The organism is Priestia sp. SRI_019, assembly GCF_057586255.1.
In genome coordinates, this window is sequence record NZ_JBYCZN010000004.1 from 139,017 (window position 1) to 158,712 (window position 19,696).

A 19,696-nucleotide genomic window follows, 5' to 3' on the forward strand; every position below is an offset into this window, starting at 1 on the left:
CCACAGCTTAGTTCTTGCTAAGTTGTGGCTTTAGGTTCTGCTTCCCTGCGCTTTTCCATTTCTTCTTTTGTATAGATGACACGCATAGGGTTACCTCCAACAAAGAAACCGGGTGCTACATCTTTATGAACCACCGTTCCAGCCGCTACAACCGCTTCATTGCCGATTGTTACACCTGGAAGGATGGTGCTATTTGCTCCAATCATCACTTCATCCCCAATGATGACATCTCCAAGACGATATTCCGTTATCAGATATTCATGAGCGAGAATAGTTGTATTGTATCCAATGACCGTATTGCGTCCTACTTGTATTTTTTCAGGAAACATAATATCGAGCATCACCATAAGGGCAAAGGATGTATGAGGCCCTACTTTCATCCCTAAGCACGTTTTATACAGCCAGTTTTTCATCGAAAGAAAAGGCGTATAGCGAGCGCATTGAATGATTAGGAAGTTGCGCACTACTTTCCAAAAAGGCACGGTCTTATAGACATGCCAAAGGGAATTAGCTCCTTTAACCGGATAGCGCGTCGTTTTTCTCACTGACGTTCTCCTTTTAATATATCAATTAAATCCGTCATATTTTCTAAAATAATATCAGGATTATAAGAAGCGATATGATCTCTTCCTTTTGCACTCCAAGCAACTCCAGCTGTTTTCGTATAAGCTCTTTGGCCAGAAACGATGTCGTGATGGTTATCTCCCACCATCAGTGCTTCTTCAGGTTTAGCATCAAGCAGCTTCAGTGCTTTTTCTACTGGCTCAGGATGCGGCTTTGCATCTGTTACGTCTTCAATTGCCACAATCGTATCAAAGAACTGGTCTAACTTTGTTAACTTAAGCCCCATCATGACCGTATTTCTTTGCTTTGTTGTGACAATACCTAATTTATAATTCTGCTCGTGCAGCCATTTAACTGTTTCAATTACGCCTTCAAATTCTTTAACAAGCAAATCATGATTAGCTAGATTATGCGTGCGATACATCTCAATCATTTCGTTTACTTTCGTTTTATCCATTTCTACAAACGTGTCGTATAAAGGAGGTCCCATAAACTGTAAAATATCTTCACGAGTATATTGTTCAGGATAATAGTGATTAAGCGTATGAGTAAACGAAGCAATAATTAATTCATTGGTATCAATTAACGTACCGTCTAAATCAAACAAAACCGTATTAATCGTCATTATTCATTTCCTTCCCTTGTGTCAAATCAAGTTTGTGTAAATCTTGTAGCTTTTCTTCATTTACACCTTAGATTGTGCTTCTTCATTCTCTAAGTATTTCTGTTTACTCATTCCCGTCACGCGGCGCACAATAATTAAAATAATGGCTATTACAATCAGTACAAGTGAAACAACTTGAGCGATTCTGAGTGTATGCGTCAGCATTAAACTATCCGTGCGAAGCCCTTCTACAAAGAAGCGTCCAACTGAGTACCAGATTAAATAAGATAAGAAAATTTCTCCTTTTCGCAGACTGGTGCGGCGAAGTACCATCAACAGGATAAATCCGGCAAAATCCCATAATGATTCGTATAAAAACGTAGGATGATAATATGTACCGTTAATATACATTTGGTTAATAATAAAATTTGGAAGGTGCAATCCTTCTAAAAAAGCACGGGTAACCGGTCCCCCGTGTGCCTCTTGATTCATAAAGTTGCCCCAGCGCCCAATGGCTTGGCCAAGGATTAAACTAGGCGCAGCAATATCAGCCAGCTTCCAAAATGAAATCTTTTTTACTTTCGAATATACAATGGCAGTTAATACGCCTCCGATTAAGCCACCATGAATGGCAATCCCACCTTGCCAAATCTGAGGTATTTCATTTAAATGCTTTGAATAGTATCCCCATTCAAAGGATACATAATAAATTCGTGCACAAATAATAGCTATTGGCACAGCAAATAAGATGAGATCAACAAATGTATCTTTTGATAAGCCTCTTCTTACGCTTTCTCTTGTCGCAATATAAAGACCTAATAGAACACCTACACCGATAATTACGCCGTACCAGTAGACCGTTAGAGGGCCAATTTCAAGGAACACGCGATCTAACGGCTGAATAGTTGCTTCCACAAGTTAACACCCTTTCTTATAAATCTTCACGATCTCCTTCTTCAATTACATCTGTTAGACGTGCGGAAAATTGTTCTGCTGCGTTAATACCCATACGCTTTAAGCGGAAGTTCATTGCTGCCACTTCAATGATAACAGCTAAGTTTCGTCCCGGACGTACTGGCAATGTAATTTTTGTAACGTCCGTATCAATAATTTTCATTTTATCTTCTTCTAAACCAAGGCGATCATAATGTTTCTGCTGATCCCATGTCTCTAACTGAATAACAAGTGAAATTCGCTTATAGCTTCGTACAGCTCCTGCGCCGAATAGCGTCATCACATTGATGATCCCTAGTCCTCGAATTTCAAGCAAATGCTCGATTAAACCAGGCGCATTTCCTACAAGCGTGTCTTGATCTTCTTGACGGATTTCCACACAGTCATCGGCTACTAGACGATGTCCCCTCTTAACAAGCTCTAAGGCTGTTTCACTTTTACCAACGCCGCTTTTCCCCATAATCAATACACCAATTCCATATATATCCACTAATACACCGTGCAGAGCAGTAGTAGGTGCTAGCCGGCTTTCAAGAAAATTCGTTAAATGGCTGGAAAGTCGCGTTGTTTTAAAGCTTGAACGCAGCACAGGAACTGATTCACGCTCTGAAGCTTCGATAAGTTCTTTCGGTACATCCATTTCGCGCGAAACAATGATAGCCGGTGTGATATCTGTACACATCTTTTCCATTCGAACTTTTTTTTGTTCATCATCCAATTGTTTAAAAAATGATAGTTCTGTTTTACCTAACAGCTGGATACGTTCCGCTGGGTAATATGTAAAATAACCTGCCATTTCAATACCTGGACGTGAAATATCACTTGTTGAAATAGGGCGGTCGATTCCTTCTTCTCCGCTAATAAGCTCTAATTTAAATTTCTCAATGATGTCTTTTGTACGTACTTTAACCACCGTGCATCCTCCTTTTATGAACAGTCATATACCTGTTCATGTCTACAGTATATCCAACTCTCGCTTTTATGTCGCGTTTGGTTCTAGCCATTTTATTTTATCATTAATACGGAAAGAAAAGAAAAAAAAGATGGCATAGGCTGCATCGCCTTACCATCTTTTTTAGAAAATTAAATATTGCAAGAAAGTTATCTTCTATTTTGAAGCGGTTCAACAATCACTCGTTGAATAAGCGCATTTAAAAGCGACATAATTATTGAGGCTAAAAGTGCTGTACCAAACCCGTCAATATTAAAAGAATCTCCCATAACACTTTGTGTAATCATCAGCGTAATGGCATTAATGACGAATAAAAACAGCCCAAGCGTAAGAAATGTCACCGGCAGGGTAAGTAAAATTAAAATTGGCTTAACAAACACGTTCAAAATAGATAGAATCAAGCTGGCGATAATAGCTGCACTGACTGATTCCAAGTGGAAAGTGTCGATATAACCTGCAATTACGATTAATACGAGGGCATTGATTAAAATACTAATGATTCCACGCAATAACATCTTTAGAAATCTCCTTCTTCATTTGGAACTAAAAACACAAAAATCATATATAAAATGACCGGAGTACCTACTGTAAAAAATAAACTGATGATAAACAATACGCGGAGTAGTGAAGCATCTATTCCGATATACTGAGAAATACCGCCGATAACACCCGCAAGCTTGCGATTTGTTCGCGAACGATACAACTTTCGCACGTTAATCATCTCCTTTGTTTTTTTGCTAAAACAAGCGTTTTCTATTTTATAACAATTGAGCCCGTTTTGGATTCAGCTAACAATTTATAGCCTTTCGGCGAAGCGACATTTGCTTTGAAACGAAGTTGTTTCATCACCGTTTCTTTTTTCTCATCTACTATTTCCATCTCAGGAAGTGTACACGTAAAATTCCCAAAGTTAGATTTCAAATCTCCATCAACGGAGAGATGAGGCGGCGTATAGAGCGTAATGCTTCCTGTAGTCGTTTTGAAAAATGCCTTTTCAATGCGCTCTCCTTTTAAATACGTATCAATATCTCCGTTAAATGTCTGAACATCAATCTTTTTTGTATCTCCATCAAATTTAACCGTTCCATTAATTGTTTCAAGCTCACATTTCGAAGCGAGTATTCGAGAAAGTTCCATATGCCCGTTTGATGTCTCCATTTCAAGAGAATGGCTGTTCACATCGTAAAAGCGGATGGTACCATTAGCTGTTTTGGCTTTCAGGTCTCGTACGCTTAGTCTTTCCCCATCGATTGAACCATTAAACATACGGAGCTTGACGCGTTCATATTCCATTTCTGGAATATAAATAATCGCTTTCACCTTCATTTGCTTTTGCTGAATTGCAAAGCGCAATTTGCCATTTTCGATGGAAAATGCCGTATGCTGCAAGAAAGTGCGGCGCGCTTCATCCGAATTCTCTACTTTGTAGATAGCAGCTTCACATTCTATTCGTACTTCTGTACTTCCCCAAGGTCGGAGTTGGACGCTTCCATTTGCTAAATCTACGTCAATCTCTTGAATATATGCTTCTGATTGTTGAAAGATGTGCTGAACATCAATCGAAGGACCAAAGTTAAAATCTAAATCTCCTTCTTTTACTTTTTTTACCGTTTGATCTACAAATGTAAATAATTTTTCTTTTAAAGAGCTTTGAGATGACTTAGAAGCGTACGTTTTTTTCTGTTTTCCTCCTATATAAGGGGAGAGCTCAGCTTTATCAGGCGTAGCATAGGAAGAATCATTAGCTGAGTCTTTTTCCAGTGAATTTAACAAAGTTAAAGCCTCATCTACGCTAAGCTTTCCTTCTTCTACCATCTGTAAAATTTGTTTGCGCTTTTCACTCATACATTCCATCTCCTCTTTACGTTTTAGTCATTTAACTTTTATCTGCTTAATATTTGTATCCCTTTTACAATATTCCATACAAATACAACAACATTAACTAAAGAAACAACAACTAAAGCTACAATTAAAAGAATAAATACCGTTCCACTAGAGCCAGTAAGAGCAGGAAGCAAGAAAAATAAGAATAAGATCGCTGTAGCGATAGGTAATAAATGTGACAAAAATGCAGTTTTTGCATGTTTCTTTACTTCTATGTTATGAACAACAAAATAAATAATAATAGGTAATAAAAATGGTGCAAAGAAAACGCTAAAATAATTTAAGGAAGATAGTATGCGATTTCCTTCCATAATAATCAGCTCCTTATATCATGTATTACGTTTTAATGAGTTAAAAAGTTTCATTCTTTATAAAAAAGACACCAATGCTGGTGTCTTTTAACGAGTTAATGCCTCTGCTTTTTCAACTTTTTTCTCCATACGCTTACGGTCACGTTCTAAAATTGGCTTCAAATAATGACCCGTATAGGATTCTTTTACTTTTGCCACTTCTTCTGGCGTACCCGTAGCCACAATTTGTCCGCCTTTATCTCCACCTTCAGGTCCTAAATCAAGCAGGTAATCAGCAGCTTTGATGACGTCTAAATTATGTTCGATCACTAGAACCGTATCTCCATTTTCAACTAAACGCTGGAGAACTTTTAATAATCGTGCAATATCATCGACATGAAGACCGGTAGTCGGTTCGTCTAAAATGTACAGCGTTCTTCCTGTTGAGCGGCGGTGAAGCTCTGAAGCTAACTTTACACGCTGTGCCTCTCCACCGGATAAAGTAGTAGCCGGCTGTCCAAGCGTGATATAGCCAAGTCCTACATCGTAAATGGTCTGCAGCTTCCGCTTAATCTTTGGAATGTTTTCAAAGAAGTGAAGCGCATCTTCAACGGTCATATCCAACACATCTGAAATGTTTTGATCTTTGTATTTCACTTCTAAAGTTTCACGATTATATCGTTTGCCGTGGCAGACTTCACAAGGGACGTATACATCTGGCAAGAAATGCATTTCAATTTTGATAATACCGTCTCCTCGACAAGCTTCACAGCGGCCGCCTTTCACGTTAAAGCTAAAACGGCCTTTTTTATATCCGCGCACCTTTGCTTCGTTTGTTTGGGCAAATACATCTCGAATGTCATCGAATACACCTGTATACGTTGCAGGGTTCGAACGAGGCGTACGGCCTATGGGAGACTGATCAATATCAATGACTTTATCTAAGTGTTCAATGCCTTTGATTTCTTTATGTTCTCCTGCTTTGCTTTTTGCTTTATGCAGCTTTTGCGCCAATGATTTATGAAGAATATCATTTACCAGCGTACTCTTACCTGATCCAGATACACCTGTAACAGCCGTGAACATACCTAACGGAAGCTTTGCTTTTACATTTTTTAAATTATTTTCTTTTGCTCCTATAATTTCAATCATCCGATCTTTATCTATTGACCGTCTTTCCGCTGGAAGAGGAATAAACTTCTCTCCTGATAGATATTGACCCGTTAAAGAGTTTTCATCCTTCATCACTTCCTGAGGCGTACCTTGAGAAACAACAGCCCCCCCGTGTACCCCGGCTCCTGGTCCGATATCAATTAAATAATCAGCTGCCATCATCGTATCTTCGTCATGTTCTACAACAATCAACGTATTTCCAATATCGCGCATATCTTGCATCGTGCGAATTAAGCGATCATTGTCACGCTGATGAAGACCGATAGAAGGTTCATCTAAAATATAAAGAACCCCCGTCAAACGAGAACCAATTTGAGTAGCTAAACGGATCCGCTGTGCTTCTCCTCCTGAGAGAGTTCCAGCAGAGCGGTTCAATGTTAAGTAATCAAGCCCCACGTTAATGAGAAAGCTTAGACGCTCACGAATTTCACGCAGTATCATATCCGCAATCTTCATGTCTTTTTCAGATAGGCTGAGACTTTCAAAAAAATCATATGCTTCTTTTACTGAGAAGCGGGTTGTATCTCCTATATGCTTTTCGTCAATAAGCACCGCTAAGCTTTCGCGTTTTAAGCGATTTCCTTTACATTTTGGGCAAGCTTGCTGAGCCATGTACTTTTCCATTTGCTCACGGATATAATCTGAACTTGTTTCATGATAACGGCGCTCTACATTCCGAAGCACGCCTTCAAATTCGATATGATTTTCTCTTACTTGGCCAAAATCATTTTCATAGCGAAAGTAAATTTTTTCTTTGCCGCTGCCATATAATACTTTATCAAATAAGTGTTCCGGGATATCTCGCACCGGCACGTCCATATCGATGCCGTAATGTGTACATACGGCTTCAAGCAGCTGCGGATAGTATTGAGAACTTGTTGGCTCCCAAGGTGCAATTGCGTGCTGGCGAAGCGTTAAGTCATAGTTAGGAATAACTAAATCTTTATCCACTTCCAATTTCGTTCCTAACCCGTCACACGTTGGACACGCCCCGTACGGACTATTAAATGAAAACATGCGGGGCTCAAGTTCTCCGATGGAGAAACCACATTTTGGACAAGCATGATGCTCACTAAAAAGCAGTTCTTCTTCACCTACCACATCAATAATTACTTTCCCTTCTCCAAGGCGAAGAGCTGATTCCAAAGAGTCCGACAAACGAGCGGCTACACCTTCTTTTACAACAACGCGATCAATCACTACTTCAATGGAATGCTTTTTGTTTTTTTCCAGTTCAATTTCTTCTGTTATTTCACGCATTTCTCCGTCTACTCGAATGCGAACGTACCCTTCCTTTTTAATATCTTCTAGCACTTTTACGTGGGTACCTTTTCGGCCAGATACCACAGGTGCCAGTACTTGAAGTTTTGTGCGTTGAGGGTACTCTAAAATTCTATCTACCATTTGCTCAATCGTTTGAGATGTAATTTCAATTCCATGATTAGGACAAATCGGCTTTCCTACACGAGCAAACAAAAGGCGCAAATAGTCATAGATTTCGGTCACAGTTCCGACGGTTGAACGAGGGTTTCGGCTCGTTGTTTTTTGATCGATTGAAATAGCAGGCGACAATCCTTCGATTGAATCTACATCGGGCTTATCCATTTGACCTAAAAACTGTCTTGCATATGCCGAAAGCGACTCGACATAACGTCTTTGTCCTTCTGCATAGATTGTATCGAAAGCCAAAGAAGATTTACCAGAACCTGATAACCCTGTTAATACCACTAATTTGTCTCGTGGGATTTCAATATCGATATTTTTCAAATTGTGGGCTCGTGCACCTTTTACCACGATTTTTTCCATCGCCATGTTTTATCACCCTTCCGCTTTTAATTCTAGAATCAAGTCACGAAGCTCAGCTGCGCGTTCAAAATTAAGCGCTTTGGCTGCCTCTTTCATTTCTTGTTCCATTTCTTCTACGAGCTTTGCTTTTTCTTTTTTGTTGAGCTTATCAAATGCCGGTGCTTCTTCATACGTTTCTGTATCTTCTGCTACTACTGTTGCACGAATTGAGCCTCGAACTTCTTTTTGAATCGTTGTCGGTGTAATACCATGCTCTTCATTGTAAGCTTCTTGAATACTTCTACGACGCTTGGTCTCATTGATAGCAATGTCCATGGAATTTGTGATGCGATCTGCATACATAATGACATGTCCATTAGAATTTCGCGCAGCACGTCCGATGGTTTGAATAAGCGATCGTTCTGAGCGCAAGAATCCTTCTTTATCCGCGTCTAATATGGTTACTAACGAAACTTCCGGAATATCTAAACCTTCACGAAGTAAGTTAATTCCTACAAGCACATCGTATTTTCCAAGCCGCAGCTCTCGGATAATTTCAATACGCTCGAGCGTCTTCACCTCAGAGTGAAGATATTGAACTTTAATGCCAATTTCTTTTAAGTAGTTCGTTAAATCCTCAGACATTTTCTTTGTTAACGTCGTAACGAGCACTCGTTCATTTCGCTTAATCCGGTCGTGAATTTCTCCAATTAAATCATCAATCTGTCCTTCAATTGGTCGAACTTCGATATTTGGATCCAATAATCCCGTTGGACGGATAATTTGTTCAATTACATCAGGTGCCTTCTCAAGTTCGTAAGGACCTGGTGTTGCAGAAACATGGACAATTTGGTTAATATGCTGTTCAAATTCATCAAATTTAAGCGGGCGGTTATCTAATGCGGACGGCAAGCGGAAACCATGATCTACTAACACTTGTTTACGCGCTTGGTCTCCATTGTACATTCCTCTAACTTGAGGAATCGTAACGTGTGATTCATCCACAACAAGAAGGAAATCTTCCGGGAAGAAGTCCAGCAGTGTATAAGGTGTAGAACCAGCGGGACGAAGCGTTAAATGACGAGAGTAGTTCTCGATTCCCGAACAAAAGCCCATTTCTCTCATCATTTCTAGATCGTAGCGCGTGCGCTGCTCCAAGCGTTGCGCTTCTAAAAGCTTTCCTGCTTCTTTTAGCTTCTCTAGCTGTTCTTCTAATTCTTTTTCAATGTTTTGAATAGCAACGCGCATTTTTTCTTCTCTCGTGACAAAGTGAGATGCCGGGAAGATAGCTACATGTTCACGATCTCCAATAATTTCTCCTGTTAGAGCGTCAACTTCTCGAATGCGGTCAATTTCATCTCCGAAAAACTCGACGCGAATACAGTGTTCATCTCGAGATACAGGAAAAATCTCCACAACATCGCCGCGAACGCGAAACGTTCCGCGCTTAAAGTCAATATCGTTTCTTTCGTACTGTACATCCACTAGCGTACGAAGCAGCTGATTGCGCTCTTTTTCCATTCCTACTCGAAGAGATACGACCATTTCTTTGTATTCTTCCGGAGACCCTAAGCCATAAATACAGGACACGCTGGCAATAATAATGACATCTTTTCGTTCAAAGAGAGAAGAAGTTGCCGAGTGACGAAGTTTATCAATTTCATCATTAATGCTTGCATCTTTTTCAATAAATGTATCTGTTTGAGGTACATAGGCTTCAGGCTGATAGTAATCGTAGTAACTGACAAAGTATTCAACTGCATTATTAGGAAAAAACTCTTTAAACTCACTGTACAATTGACCAGCAAGCGTTTTGTTATGAGCCATAATTAGTGTCGGCTTATTTATTTCCTTAATAACATTAGACATGGTGAAGGTTTTTCCCGTTCCTGTAGCACCTAATAAAACTTGATGCTGCTTACCTTCTTTAATTCCTTTCACAATCTTTTCAATTGCCTTTGGCTGATCACCTTGCGGCTGATATGGGGATACTAATTCAAACTGATCTTTCAAATGAAGGCCTCCGTTTCCATTTTCTTGTTTTATCTATTTTTTATTACGATATGTAAAAACCGAAAACACGAACTGATATTCGTATTTTATCACTTTATAATCATAAATGAAACTAATGAGTATTAATCTTATATAGTGTTTGTTTGTTTTTATTTTTTACCCTGTTACTTTATTACCCACTAAATTCTTATACTACCCTTTTCGAAGGGAATACAACTCTTTAGATGAAAGCAATAAAAGAAAGTAAGCTGCGTAATTGTTTGAAAAAGATAGGCTTTTGCGCCAATTTCTAAATTATGATACAGTATAAAAAATATGTACTGAGAGGGGTTTAGTATGGCAAGCGTTGATCAAGTTCTTATAAATAACTCCTTTATAACAGTTGAAGAATCAACTTCTTTAGCTAAAGTGAAATCTGAACTTTCAAACTATGACTTCGTTATAGTCACAGCAAGTACCTTTTATGTAATACAAAAAGATGAACGATACCTGTTAACAGGTCATGACGAGGCATCGTCTATAAAAAAAGTAATAGCGGATACAAATTGGCCTTCATCTTCTACTTCTACGTTAGCCAATTTACAAGCCAACACAAACTGGAACAGACCAGTCCTCATTCAAGCAGAAAACCAAGAAACCACAATAGGACTTGTAACACCTTCACAGTGGATTACACATTTGCATAGCCAAAATGAGATATTAGCTTCCTATTTTGATACATTGGCAGAAACCATTAATGATGCAGTGACAGCGGTCGATAATGAAGGAAATGTAATCTTGTGGAATACTGCTGCGGAACATACGTATAAGATTCAGAGAGATGATATTATGGGTAGAAAAATCGGAGAGCATTTCAAAGATGAATCCATCATTCTACATACGATTCTAAATGAAGGGCGCCCTGTACGCGGAACGTATCATCGTCCTAATGAACAAACTCACGTGCTCATCAATGCATCTCCTATTATAAGAAACAATCGAGTTATAGGTGGAGTCGCAACTGAACATGACATTACCAATATTGTAAGATTAAATGAAGAAATTGATGTGTCTCTTCTCATTCCAAAAGATAATCCGTTTTCTTCTTTCGCGGGTATCAGTCCTGAAATTAAGCAAGCCGTTGACATTGCCAAAAAAGTGGCATCTACAGATATGCCTATTTTATTAACAGGAGAACCTGGTTCTGGGAAAGAAATGCTGGCTCAGGCCATCCACTACGGGGGATCTAAACATAAAGAACCTTTTTTATCTTTAAATTGCGCCACTATTCCATCGGGACTCCTGGAAATTGAGCTCTTTGGTCATCAAAAAGATGTCTTTTCAGAAGATCCAACAACCATTGCGGGAAAACTGGAGCAGGCTCACAACGGGACGTTATTTATTGAAGAAATTGATAAAATGCCTCTTGAAATTCAAGTTAAGCTTCTCCGTTACTTGGAAGAACGATCCTTTTATCACGTTGGAGGCACGGAAGAAATTCAAGTTCAAACCCGAATTGTAGCCTCTACCACGACGCCTTTGGAAGAGTTGCTAAAAGCCGGTGAATTCCATGAAAATCTTTACTATTTGCTGACCGTCATCAACATTATTATTCCGCCGCTTCGAGACCATAAGGAAGACATCGAAGCATTGACTCAGCAATTTGTACAGGAATTCAGCAAGAAGTATAAAAAGAAGGCTCCTTTCATTAGCTCTGAAGTTCTCGAAGCCTTTATGCAATACGATTGGCCAGGCAATATTCGCGAGCTGAGAAATACGATTGAACGAATGATTTTTCTAAGTGATCAGTCGTTGATTACCCTTACGCACCTTCCTGACAATCTGAAGGATGCAAGTTCTTTCACAGAAGTTCAAAAAGAAGAAGATTCTCTTCAAGAAGCTAGGCTAATAGAAGAGACTCTTCAAAAAACCTATGGAAACAAAAGTGCAGCAGCAGATCTGCTTGGCATTTCACGGGGCACCCTTTACAACAAAATCAAAGAATACGGACTAAACTAATCAAAAAATTCGACACGAAGCTAAAGATGCTTCGTGTCAAATTTTTTGATTTCCTATAGACTTAACTTATTTCTGTTTTCTCGCTGTCATCTTCCCTTGTGTAAATAACAGAAGATAATCATACCCTCCGGCTTTCGAGTCCGTTCCGGACATATTAAAACCGCCAAAAGGATGAACGCCAACTAATGCTCCTGTACATTTTTTGTTAATATATAAGTTACCGCAGTGCATGGTAGCTAATGCCCTTTGAATCCTCTCTTCGGCTTCAGAGAAAAAGGCTCCCGTCAAACCGTAATCAGTTTCATTGTAAATCTCAATGGCTTCTTCCCAGTTAGCTGCTTTTGTCAACGCAAGGACCGGCCCAAAAATCTCTTCTTGCATAATTCGTGCTTTTGAATCCACATCTTTGAATACTGTAGGTTCTATATAGTAGCCATTTCCGGGAGCTTTAGCTCCCCCGGCAATAAGCTTTCCTTCTTCTTTGCCAATTTCAATGTAGGCTAATACTTTTTCATACGCTTTTTGATCAATAACAGGTCCCATAGAAGGGTTGTCTTCAGGCAGTCCGACGGTTAATTCTTTTGTTAACGCGGCTACCTTTTGGGCAACCTCTTCATAAACAGATTCTACAATAATCGCTCGAGAGCCAGCGGAACACTTTTGGCCTTGAAATCCAAACGCAGATGCTACGATCGCTTGCGCTGCCGCTTCTAAGTCTGCCGTTTCATCTACTACAACGCCATCTTTTCCTCCCATTTCAGCTATGACGCGTTTCAACCAAATTTGTCCAGACTGTACTTTTGAAGCACGTTCATAAATGCGACATCCTACTTCTCTTGATCCCGTAAAAGAAATAAAACGAGTTTGAGGATGTTCGACTAAATATTCCCCAACTTCTATGCCATCTCCAGGGATAAAATTCAGAACACCAGACGGAAGACCGACTTCCTCCATCAATTGAACAAATTTCGCAGCAATAACCGGTGCAGAATCAGCCGGCTTTAAAATAACCGCATTTCCAGATACAATTCCAGCTACAGTCGTTCCAGCCATGATGGCAAGCGGAAAATTAAAAGGGGAAATGACTACTCCTACGCCTAAAGGAATATACGTCATCTCTGTTTTTTCACCTTCTACCGGCGTTAAAGGACGATGCTCATTCGTTTCACTTAAACGAATCATTTCTCGGGCATAAAATTCCATAAAGTCAATTGCCTCCGCTGTATCCGCATCAGCTTCTGCCCAGTTTTTCCCCACTTCATAAACGAGCATGGCAGAAAATTCATACTTTCTTTCTCTCATCAGCTCTGCTGCTTTGAATAAATAATCAGCACGTTCAGCAGGCGGGACGTTCTTCCATGATTGAAAGGCTGCTGATGCTTCTTGCATTGCCTGCTCAGCATAAGCTTTAGTGCCACGGCTTACTCTGCCAATCACTTCATCTACTTTTCCCGGATTCGTAGAGACAATCACTTCTTCTGTTGAGATTTTATCCTTTCCAATCGTGAGAGGATATGTTTGTCCCAGTTCTTTTTTCACTTTCAGTAACGCCGCTTGCATCGCTTGTTTATTCTCTTCTGACGAAAAATCAGTAAACGGTTCATTTTTAAAAACTGAGATTTTTGTACTTACTGTCATTTCAACCAGTCCCCTTTAATTAGAAATTTATTTCGCGAAGTTTTTCAGCACGAACCATACGTTGGCGGGACGCTCGGCTAGACGTCTCATGAAATACCCAAACCAATCAATGCCGTAAGGAACATAAACCCTGACTTTATATCCTTCTTTTACTAGACGGTCCTGCAGCTCTACGCAAATTCCATAAAGCATTTGGAACTCAAATTGGTCATTTGAAATACCATTTTCTCTTACTAATCGTTTTGTGTACTGAATCATTTCTTCATCATGACTTGCTACAGCTGTATAGTGACCATTTAATAAATGCATTTTAATGATTTTTTTATAGTTTTCATCTACGTCTTTCTTTTCTGGAAATGATACTTCTGGTGATTCTTTATAAGCTCCTTTTACTAGACGTAAATTAGCTTGATATTGATGTAAGTCATTCATATCTTGTTCTGTACGATAAAGATACGCTTGAATCACAATTCCAACATTATCAGATTCCTTGCGTAATTCTTTATACATATCAAGAGAGATTTGGCAGTGCAAGTAGTCTTCCATATCAATTCGAACAAAAATATTATTCATTCTGGCCGTGTGTAGAATTCTGCGCATATTTTCCATACAAAGCTCTTTGCTAATATCCAATCCTAAAGAAGTCATCTTTAATGATAAATTTGATTGAACGCCCGATTCTGCAATGGCTTCTAGTGTCTGAATGCACATGGCAGTAGACAACCTGGCTTCCTCTTCTGTAAAAACAAATTCTCCTAAATGATCAAGTGTAACAACTTTTCCACTATTGTTAAGCTCCTTAGATGTTTGAATTGCTGATTCGGTTGAGTCTCCAGCAACAAAACGAGCTGCCCCCATCCTCAATCCATACTTTTTAGCTAATTTGTTCATTGAATGATTTTTGCCAAGCGACTGAAACATCGTTCTCATTAATACTTCCATCAATCCTAAACCTCCTTTTATGTTTTAAAATTAAAAATAAACTAAATTTTCAGATTAATAATTTTATTTTTCTATACCCTTCTCACATTTCTGTACACTTATTTAAATAAATTTATACACAAGTGTTTAAAATATTTTATTCGTAAACATATTTGTCTAATTAATTTGATTATACTCGCTCATTAAATGAACCGAAACAATATTGTTATAAGTTCTAACTCACTTTTTTTACACAAAAAAGCTCTCCACGTTGTGCAGAGAGCTTTTTTGTACAGTTTAATAATAAGCCATTAACTTATTATCAAACCAACAATCTTTATTTTCCAGCTGCTAGCATTCTTTTTGCATATATAAAACCAATGGCTGCTGAAAGTAAATCTATTAAAATAATAAGCGGATAATCTGCGTACCCTTTATATACAGAAACAGCTATCAACAAAAGCGTCAGCGCTGTGGCAACATATAAGTTATATGTTACTCTAGCAAACAGAACAAGCAATATGGCGGGTAGAAAAACTGCGGCAATCGTTTTGACTTCCACAAACATTTCTCCTTTTTATCTGTCTTTTAACCAGCTTGTGAATCACGTTTTGTATAATTGTGTACAAACAAAATACCTAGTTCATGATGTTCGTTGTCATACAATGCTCGCTGAGTAAAGCGAACTTCTCCATTTTCGTCAATAACTTCTAGCTTACAAAAAGCACGGTTATTAACTTGTAATGCTTCATAAAATTTATGGACCTCAGATACAGCGATTCCATTTACCTTAATAATCACTTCTCCTACTTTCAAACCCATTTTCTCTGCCGGAGAATGAGGGATGATTCCTAATACAACCAAACCTTGTGTACGCTTAGTAAACAGTGCGGGCGCTTTTTCATCGCTTCGACGCTGCTGCAAACGAATCCACTCTCTTCCTATGATCGCTAGAATAACAACAGCTACAGCGGCAAGAGGATAAAAAATAGCAGCAATCGTAATGATCGTTAATCCCACGCCTAATGCTAATACACGCTTACCGGTAAATTCAATAGATTTAAACGGCACCATACTTTGAATTCGCTGATAAAAACCGATAGCAAAAGGAACAAAAAACAGGCTAAATGATGTTCCATCAATAGATAACACAGGCCACCATGGAAACACAGACGTAATGGCGCTGCCTGGAATTAAGACAAAAAGCGGGACAACCCATAATTTTTGAGAGTAATGAGCTCCAATTTCCTGCCCTCTTTTACTTTTCACAATGGCTGGAGACGTACCTTTTGCTCCAAATTTCCAAATTAAATATCCTTCTGCTAATACAAGCAGAGACATTAAAATAGTCAGAGAAGGTAAATCTGCGTTATGAGCTTGCACAGACCACGTTTGAATAAATCCTTCACCGAAACCAGATGCCGGAATAAGCAAGGTTGCAAGCACAGCCAGTCCTACGGTGTAAGAAGGAGAAAGCCATTTAAACGTCCACGGACCGCTTATGATAAAAGTTAAAACAGCTACAAGTACAATCATTCCTATAGATACATAGACACCTAGCAACACGGTAACAACGGATAAAATCAACCCAATAATGATACCTGGAAAAAATAAATATTTTGCTTCTAAAATAAAATCAAACACGCGAACATGAAAATTCTGACGCTCTCTCTTGACGCGAGAAAGACCTACAAAAAACGAGACGAGCAGAAATAGATAAGTTAACGGATGTAAAAACAAACGCCCGATACCTTTTAAGAGCTCTAATGCAAAATCCATTTTTTCACCACCTGTATTTTTCACATTTTTATTACAACATTTACGATTGATTGTTATGTATCATAGGCTTCTTTATTTTATCAAAATGCATCACTAACCGACAATGTTGTTTTTACTAAAAAAGTTCCGTGCTTTGGAAAAGCACGGAACTTTTTCTACTTCTTATTGACTAACTAGCTTTAAAGCCGTTTGAAGCTGACGATCTTCATCTTTTGATTTAATTTTTTCTAGAAGTTTTGTTTGTAAAAGCGCTGCTGTATCTTCATCGATTTCACCTGTAGCTTTTTGCTTATTGGCTTTTTGGAATGCAGTTACAGCTGTTTCTGTCTCTTTACTAAAATATCCGTCTGTACGTCCAGGTTCAAAGCCAAGGCCTTTTAGCATCACTTGAGCATTCTTCACTTGGTCACCTGTCATATCACGTGTTAATGGCTTTTTATCAACTTGAATTGGATTTGCATAATAATAATCCGGCTGCTTGACTTCTACCGTTGGTTTTATACCTTTTTCGTTAATCCAGTTTCCATCAGGCGTTAGCCATTTATAGAACGTTAATTTTAAATTACTGCCGTCTTCCATTGGAACAGCTTGTTGAACGGTTCCTTTTCCATAGGATTTTTCACCGACTAGCTTGTATCCTCCTGCTTCTTTTAATGCCCCGGCAAGAATTTCAGAAGCGGATGCACTCCCTCCATCAATCAAGGCCACAATTGGATAATCCTTTTGCTTTTTCATTGAAGAAACCACTTTTTGACGTTCACCGTTACGATCTTCAATTTGGATATATGGCTTTTTATTCGTCACTAATTTATCAAGCATTTTTTCAACGCTCGTTAAATAGCCACCAGGATTTCCTCGAACGTCTAGAACTAAGCCATCAATATTTTTATTTTCAAGTTTTTTCAACTGTTTCGTAAATTCGTCTCCCGTTGATTCAGAGAATGACGTAATTTCCATGTAGCCAATTTTTTTATTGTTTACATTTTTAACAGAAGAATAGACGGTTTCAATTGGAATCTCATCTCTTACAACTTTTACTTTCATCATTTCTTTCACGCCCGGTCGTTGAACATCTAATGTCACGGTAGAGCCTTTTTTACCGCGAATTTTTAATACTGCTTCATTCAATTCCAGACCCGCGATACTTTTACCATCGATCTTTAAAATCTGATCATTTGGTTTTAATCCTGCTTTTTCCGCAGGAGATTGTTTAAACGGAGCTACGATTGTTACTTTTCCATCTACCATGCTTACTTCAGCGCCAATTCCCTCAAACGATGAATCAAGAGACTGCGTGAATTGCTGTGCCGTTTTCTTATCCATGTAAGATGAGTGAGGGTCTCCTAAGGTTTGTACCATCCCTTGGATTGCGCCATCTAATAATTTTTTGTCATCTACATCTTTGTAATATTTTGAAGATATCAGTTCATAAGCTTGCTTGATTTTGTCTAGCTCTTCCTTTTCCACTTTACTATCATTTGAAGAAGTTGTAAGGGGGGTACTGACCGTTCCAGCATTTGCATACTGAATGCCAAAATATGTACCTGCTGCTCCAACAACTAAGGAGAGTGCCATTAATAGTGCAACGATTTTCCGATTCAAGTTCTTTCATCCTCCTCAACCTTAAGCCATCTCTTCTTATTATAATAGATACAACCAAAACTATGTAATAAAAAGGATGCATGTGTTATTTGTAGCAAAAGGCATCACACAAATCAAGTGCGATGCCTTTTTGTTAAACTATATGTTGAGCTTGTACCACGTATGCTAGGAACTTAAAATTTAATATAACTTTCAGGGTTTACAGCGGAACTTTTGCCTTTCCAATCGCCTTTATGCAATTCAAAATGCAGGTGAGCACCAAACGAACGTCCTGTGTTCCCTATATAACCTAATTGTTGACCTTTATTGATAGATTGACCGCTTGAGACGCTGTAGCTCTCTAAATGAGCATAAACTGTAACCCACGTCTGACCTTCTACATTGTGACGAATAAATACGGCATTACCAAAAGAAGAAGAATGATATGCTCTAATTACCTTTCCGCTTGCTGCGGCTACAACTGGCACACTTTCTCCTCGCTTTCCAATATCAATACCGTAGTGTCCTCTTCCAAACGTTTCTCGATACCCAAAATGAGATGTTACCGGGCCCTTTGCCGGCCTCATAAACGACCCGCTTGTAACAGGGGGTGCCCCCTCTGTTGCCCCGGCTGTTTCAATTTCTTGCTGTTGAGCTTGTGCTGCATTTTTTTGATCAGCTAAAATAGAAGCTTGCTCTTCTAATCCAACGGCTTCTTCATTAAATTCTTTTTCCTGATCTTTGAGCGTTTGCATGAGCTGATTCTTTTCATCCACTTGTTTTTGCAGCTGCGCACGAAGATTTTTAAGTTCTTCAAGCGCTTGATTTACTTCCGTTAGCTTGTTTTGAACTTTTGTTTCTTTCTCTTCTTTTGCCTTTTTATCGGCTTCATGCTGCATTAACAAATCACGGTCAGCCCCTACAATTGTCGAAACCGCACTCACTCTGCTAATAAAGTCTCCGAAGCTTTCAGAGCCTAGCAGTACATCTATGTAATCCACAGACCCGCCATTTTCTTGTAAAGCACGAGCACGTTTTTTTAATAGCTCATTTCGTTTTTCAATTCGTTTTTTTACAACGTCAATCTCGCTTTTCAGCTTTTCGATGTCTTGCTTTGCTTTTTCTACTTCAGATTCACGGCTGCGGATATCTGCATTCGTTTGTCCGACCTCTGAATCCAAGCGTGCAATCTCAGCTTCTTCGTTTTTTTGCTTTTCTTGAACCTCTTTTAATTTCTCTTTATTTTGATTAATATTTTGGTTCACATCATCACTTTTTTTCTCTAAATCACTGAGTTTAGTAGTGCTGGCACTTTCTGCATAAGCAATTTTTTCATTACCTATCCAAGCCGCACTTAGTCCAACTAAAACTGCTGCTGTCATTACTAATGTCTTACGTGTCATTTGTTTCTCCCCATCTGCACATATTTCCCCGTATAAACGGGCATTAGCAAGACCCCCATTAGCACTTTTTTCTATTTTTATGTGTAATTACACAACAACCTCACATTTGATAAACATCAAATGTGAGGTTGTTGTAATCTATTATGTTAAAAATCTA

The 19,696-nt window shown here is 38.8% G+C and carries 17 protein-coding genes; 1 reads left to right on the forward strand and 16 read right to left on the reverse strand.

All coding sequences use genetic code 11. The features are described 5' to 3' along the window. Positions 1 to 17 precede the first annotated feature (17 nt). From AC2YJL_RS21635 to uvrB, 10 genes are all read right to left on the reverse strand, one after another. Positions 18 to 545, reverse strand: coding sequence for an acyltransferase (locus AC2YJL_RS21635; RefSeq protein WP_144633527.1), 528 nt, complete (start codon positions 543 to 545; stop codon positions 18 to 20). Further along, entirely contained in the window at positions 542 to 1,189 is a 648-nt protein-coding gene (ppaX, locus tag AC2YJL_RS21640) for a pyrophosphatase PpaX (protein ID WP_153253953.1), read from the reverse strand. Before ppaX ends, AC2YJL_RS21635 begins: the two co-directional genes overlap by 4 nt. A gap of 60 nt (positions 1,190 to 1,249) precedes the next feature. Continuing rightward, on the reverse strand, positions 1,250 to 2,083 hold the full coding sequence (lgt, locus tag AC2YJL_RS21645) for a prolipoprotein diacylglyceryl transferase (RefSeq protein ID WP_251568958.1): 834 nt from the start codon (positions 2,081 to 2,083) through the stop codon (positions 1,250 to 1,252). Positions 2,084 to 2,099: 16 nt separating this feature from the next. Next, a complete protein-coding gene (gene hprK / locus AC2YJL_RS21650) occupies positions 2,100 to 3,035 on the reverse strand; it encodes an HPr(Ser) kinase/phosphatase (RefSeq protein ID WP_013059726.1) in 936 nt (311 codons plus the stop codon). A gap of 188 nt (positions 3,036 to 3,223) precedes the next feature. Beyond that, a complete protein-coding gene (locus AC2YJL_RS21655; RefSeq protein ID WP_153253955.1) occupies positions 3,224 to 3,589 on the reverse strand; it encodes a phage holin family protein in 366 nt (121 codons plus the stop codon). Between the two features lie 2 nt (positions 3,590 to 3,591). Beyond that, positions 3,592 to 3,786 carry a PspC domain-containing protein gene (locus AC2YJL_RS21660; RefSeq protein ID WP_013059728.1) on the reverse strand — a complete coding sequence of 65 codons (195 nt, stop codon included), beginning with the start codon at positions 3,784 to 3,786 and terminating at the stop codon, positions 3,592 to 3,594. Positions 3,787 to 3,827: 41 nt separating this feature from the next. Next, entirely contained in the window at positions 3,828 to 4,919 is a 1,092-nt protein-coding gene (locus tag AC2YJL_RS21665) for a DUF4097 family beta strand repeat-containing protein (RefSeq protein ID WP_050688916.1), read from the reverse strand. Between the two features lie 38 nt (positions 4,920 to 4,957). Continuing rightward, positions 4,958 to 5,269 carry a hypothetical protein gene (locus AC2YJL_RS21670; RefSeq protein ID WP_013059730.1) on the reverse strand — a complete coding sequence of 104 codons (312 nt, stop codon included), beginning with the start codon at positions 5,267 to 5,269 and terminating at the stop codon, positions 4,958 to 4,960. Between the two features lie 87 nt (positions 5,270 to 5,356). Continuing rightward, the gene (uvrA, locus tag AC2YJL_RS21675) at positions 5,357 to 8,233 is read right to left on the reverse strand and encodes an excinuclease ABC subunit UvrA (RefSeq protein ID WP_230933785.1); all 2,877 of its coding nucleotides are present in this window, start codon (positions 8,231 to 8,233) and stop codon (positions 5,357 to 5,359) included. 6 nt (positions 8,234 to 8,239) lie between these two features. Then, positions 8,240 to 10,219: an excinuclease ABC subunit UvrB gene (gene uvrB / locus AC2YJL_RS21680; protein WP_050688914.1), complete on the reverse strand. Its 1,980-nt coding sequence runs from the start codon at positions 10,217 to 10,219 to the stop codon at positions 8,240 to 8,242. A gap of 336 nt (positions 10,220 to 10,555) precedes the next feature. Between uvrB and AC2YJL_RS21685 the strand changes: the two genes are divergently transcribed. Next, on the forward strand, positions 10,556 to 12,217 hold the full coding sequence (locus AC2YJL_RS21685; RefSeq protein ID WP_230933786.1) for a sigma-54 interaction domain-containing protein: 1,662 nt from the start codon (positions 10,556 to 10,558) through the stop codon (positions 12,215 to 12,217). 66 nt (positions 12,218 to 12,283) lie between these two features. On the opposite strand, the gene pruA is transcribed toward AC2YJL_RS21685, so the two are convergent. The 6 genes from pruA to AC2YJL_RS21715 all read right to left on the reverse strand — a co-directional run bounded on the left by pruA (position 12,284) and on the right by AC2YJL_RS21715 (position 19,539). Continuing rightward, complete coding sequence (gene pruA, locus AC2YJL_RS21690) at positions 12,284 to 13,855, reverse strand: L-glutamate gamma-semialdehyde dehydrogenase (RefSeq protein WP_195695714.1); 1,572 nt, start codon at positions 13,853 to 13,855, stop codon at positions 12,284 to 12,286. A 27-nt stretch (positions 13,856 to 13,882) separates the two neighbouring features. Continuing rightward, on the reverse strand, positions 13,883 to 14,797 hold the full coding sequence (locus tag AC2YJL_RS21695; protein ID WP_369361656.1) for a proline dehydrogenase family protein: 915 nt from the start codon (positions 14,795 to 14,797) through the stop codon (positions 13,883 to 13,885). Positions 14,798 to 15,113: 316 nt separating this feature from the next. After that, positions 15,114 to 15,338 (reverse strand): DUF2198 family protein, encoded by a 225-nt coding sequence (locus tag AC2YJL_RS21700; protein WP_013085410.1) that lies wholly within the window; start codon positions 15,336 to 15,338, stop codon positions 15,114 to 15,116. Positions 15,339 to 15,364: 26 nt separating this feature from the next. Beyond that, the gene (locus tag AC2YJL_RS21705; protein WP_025752562.1) at positions 15,365 to 16,555 is read right to left on the reverse strand and encodes a PDZ domain-containing protein; all 1,191 of its coding nucleotides are present in this window, start codon (positions 16,553 to 16,555) and stop codon (positions 15,365 to 15,367) included. 162 nt (positions 16,556 to 16,717) lie between these two features. Beyond that, the gene (locus tag AC2YJL_RS21710; RefSeq protein WP_369361649.1) at positions 16,718 to 18,157 is read right to left on the reverse strand and encodes a S41 family peptidase; all 1,440 of its coding nucleotides are present in this window, start codon (positions 18,155 to 18,157) and stop codon (positions 16,718 to 16,720) included. Between the two features lie 173 nt (positions 18,158 to 18,330). Next, complete coding sequence (locus tag AC2YJL_RS21715) at positions 18,331 to 19,539, reverse strand: murein hydrolase activator EnvC family protein (protein ID WP_195695711.1); 1,209 nt, start codon at positions 19,537 to 19,539, stop codon at positions 18,331 to 18,333. Positions 19,540 to 19,696 lie beyond the last annotated feature (157 nt).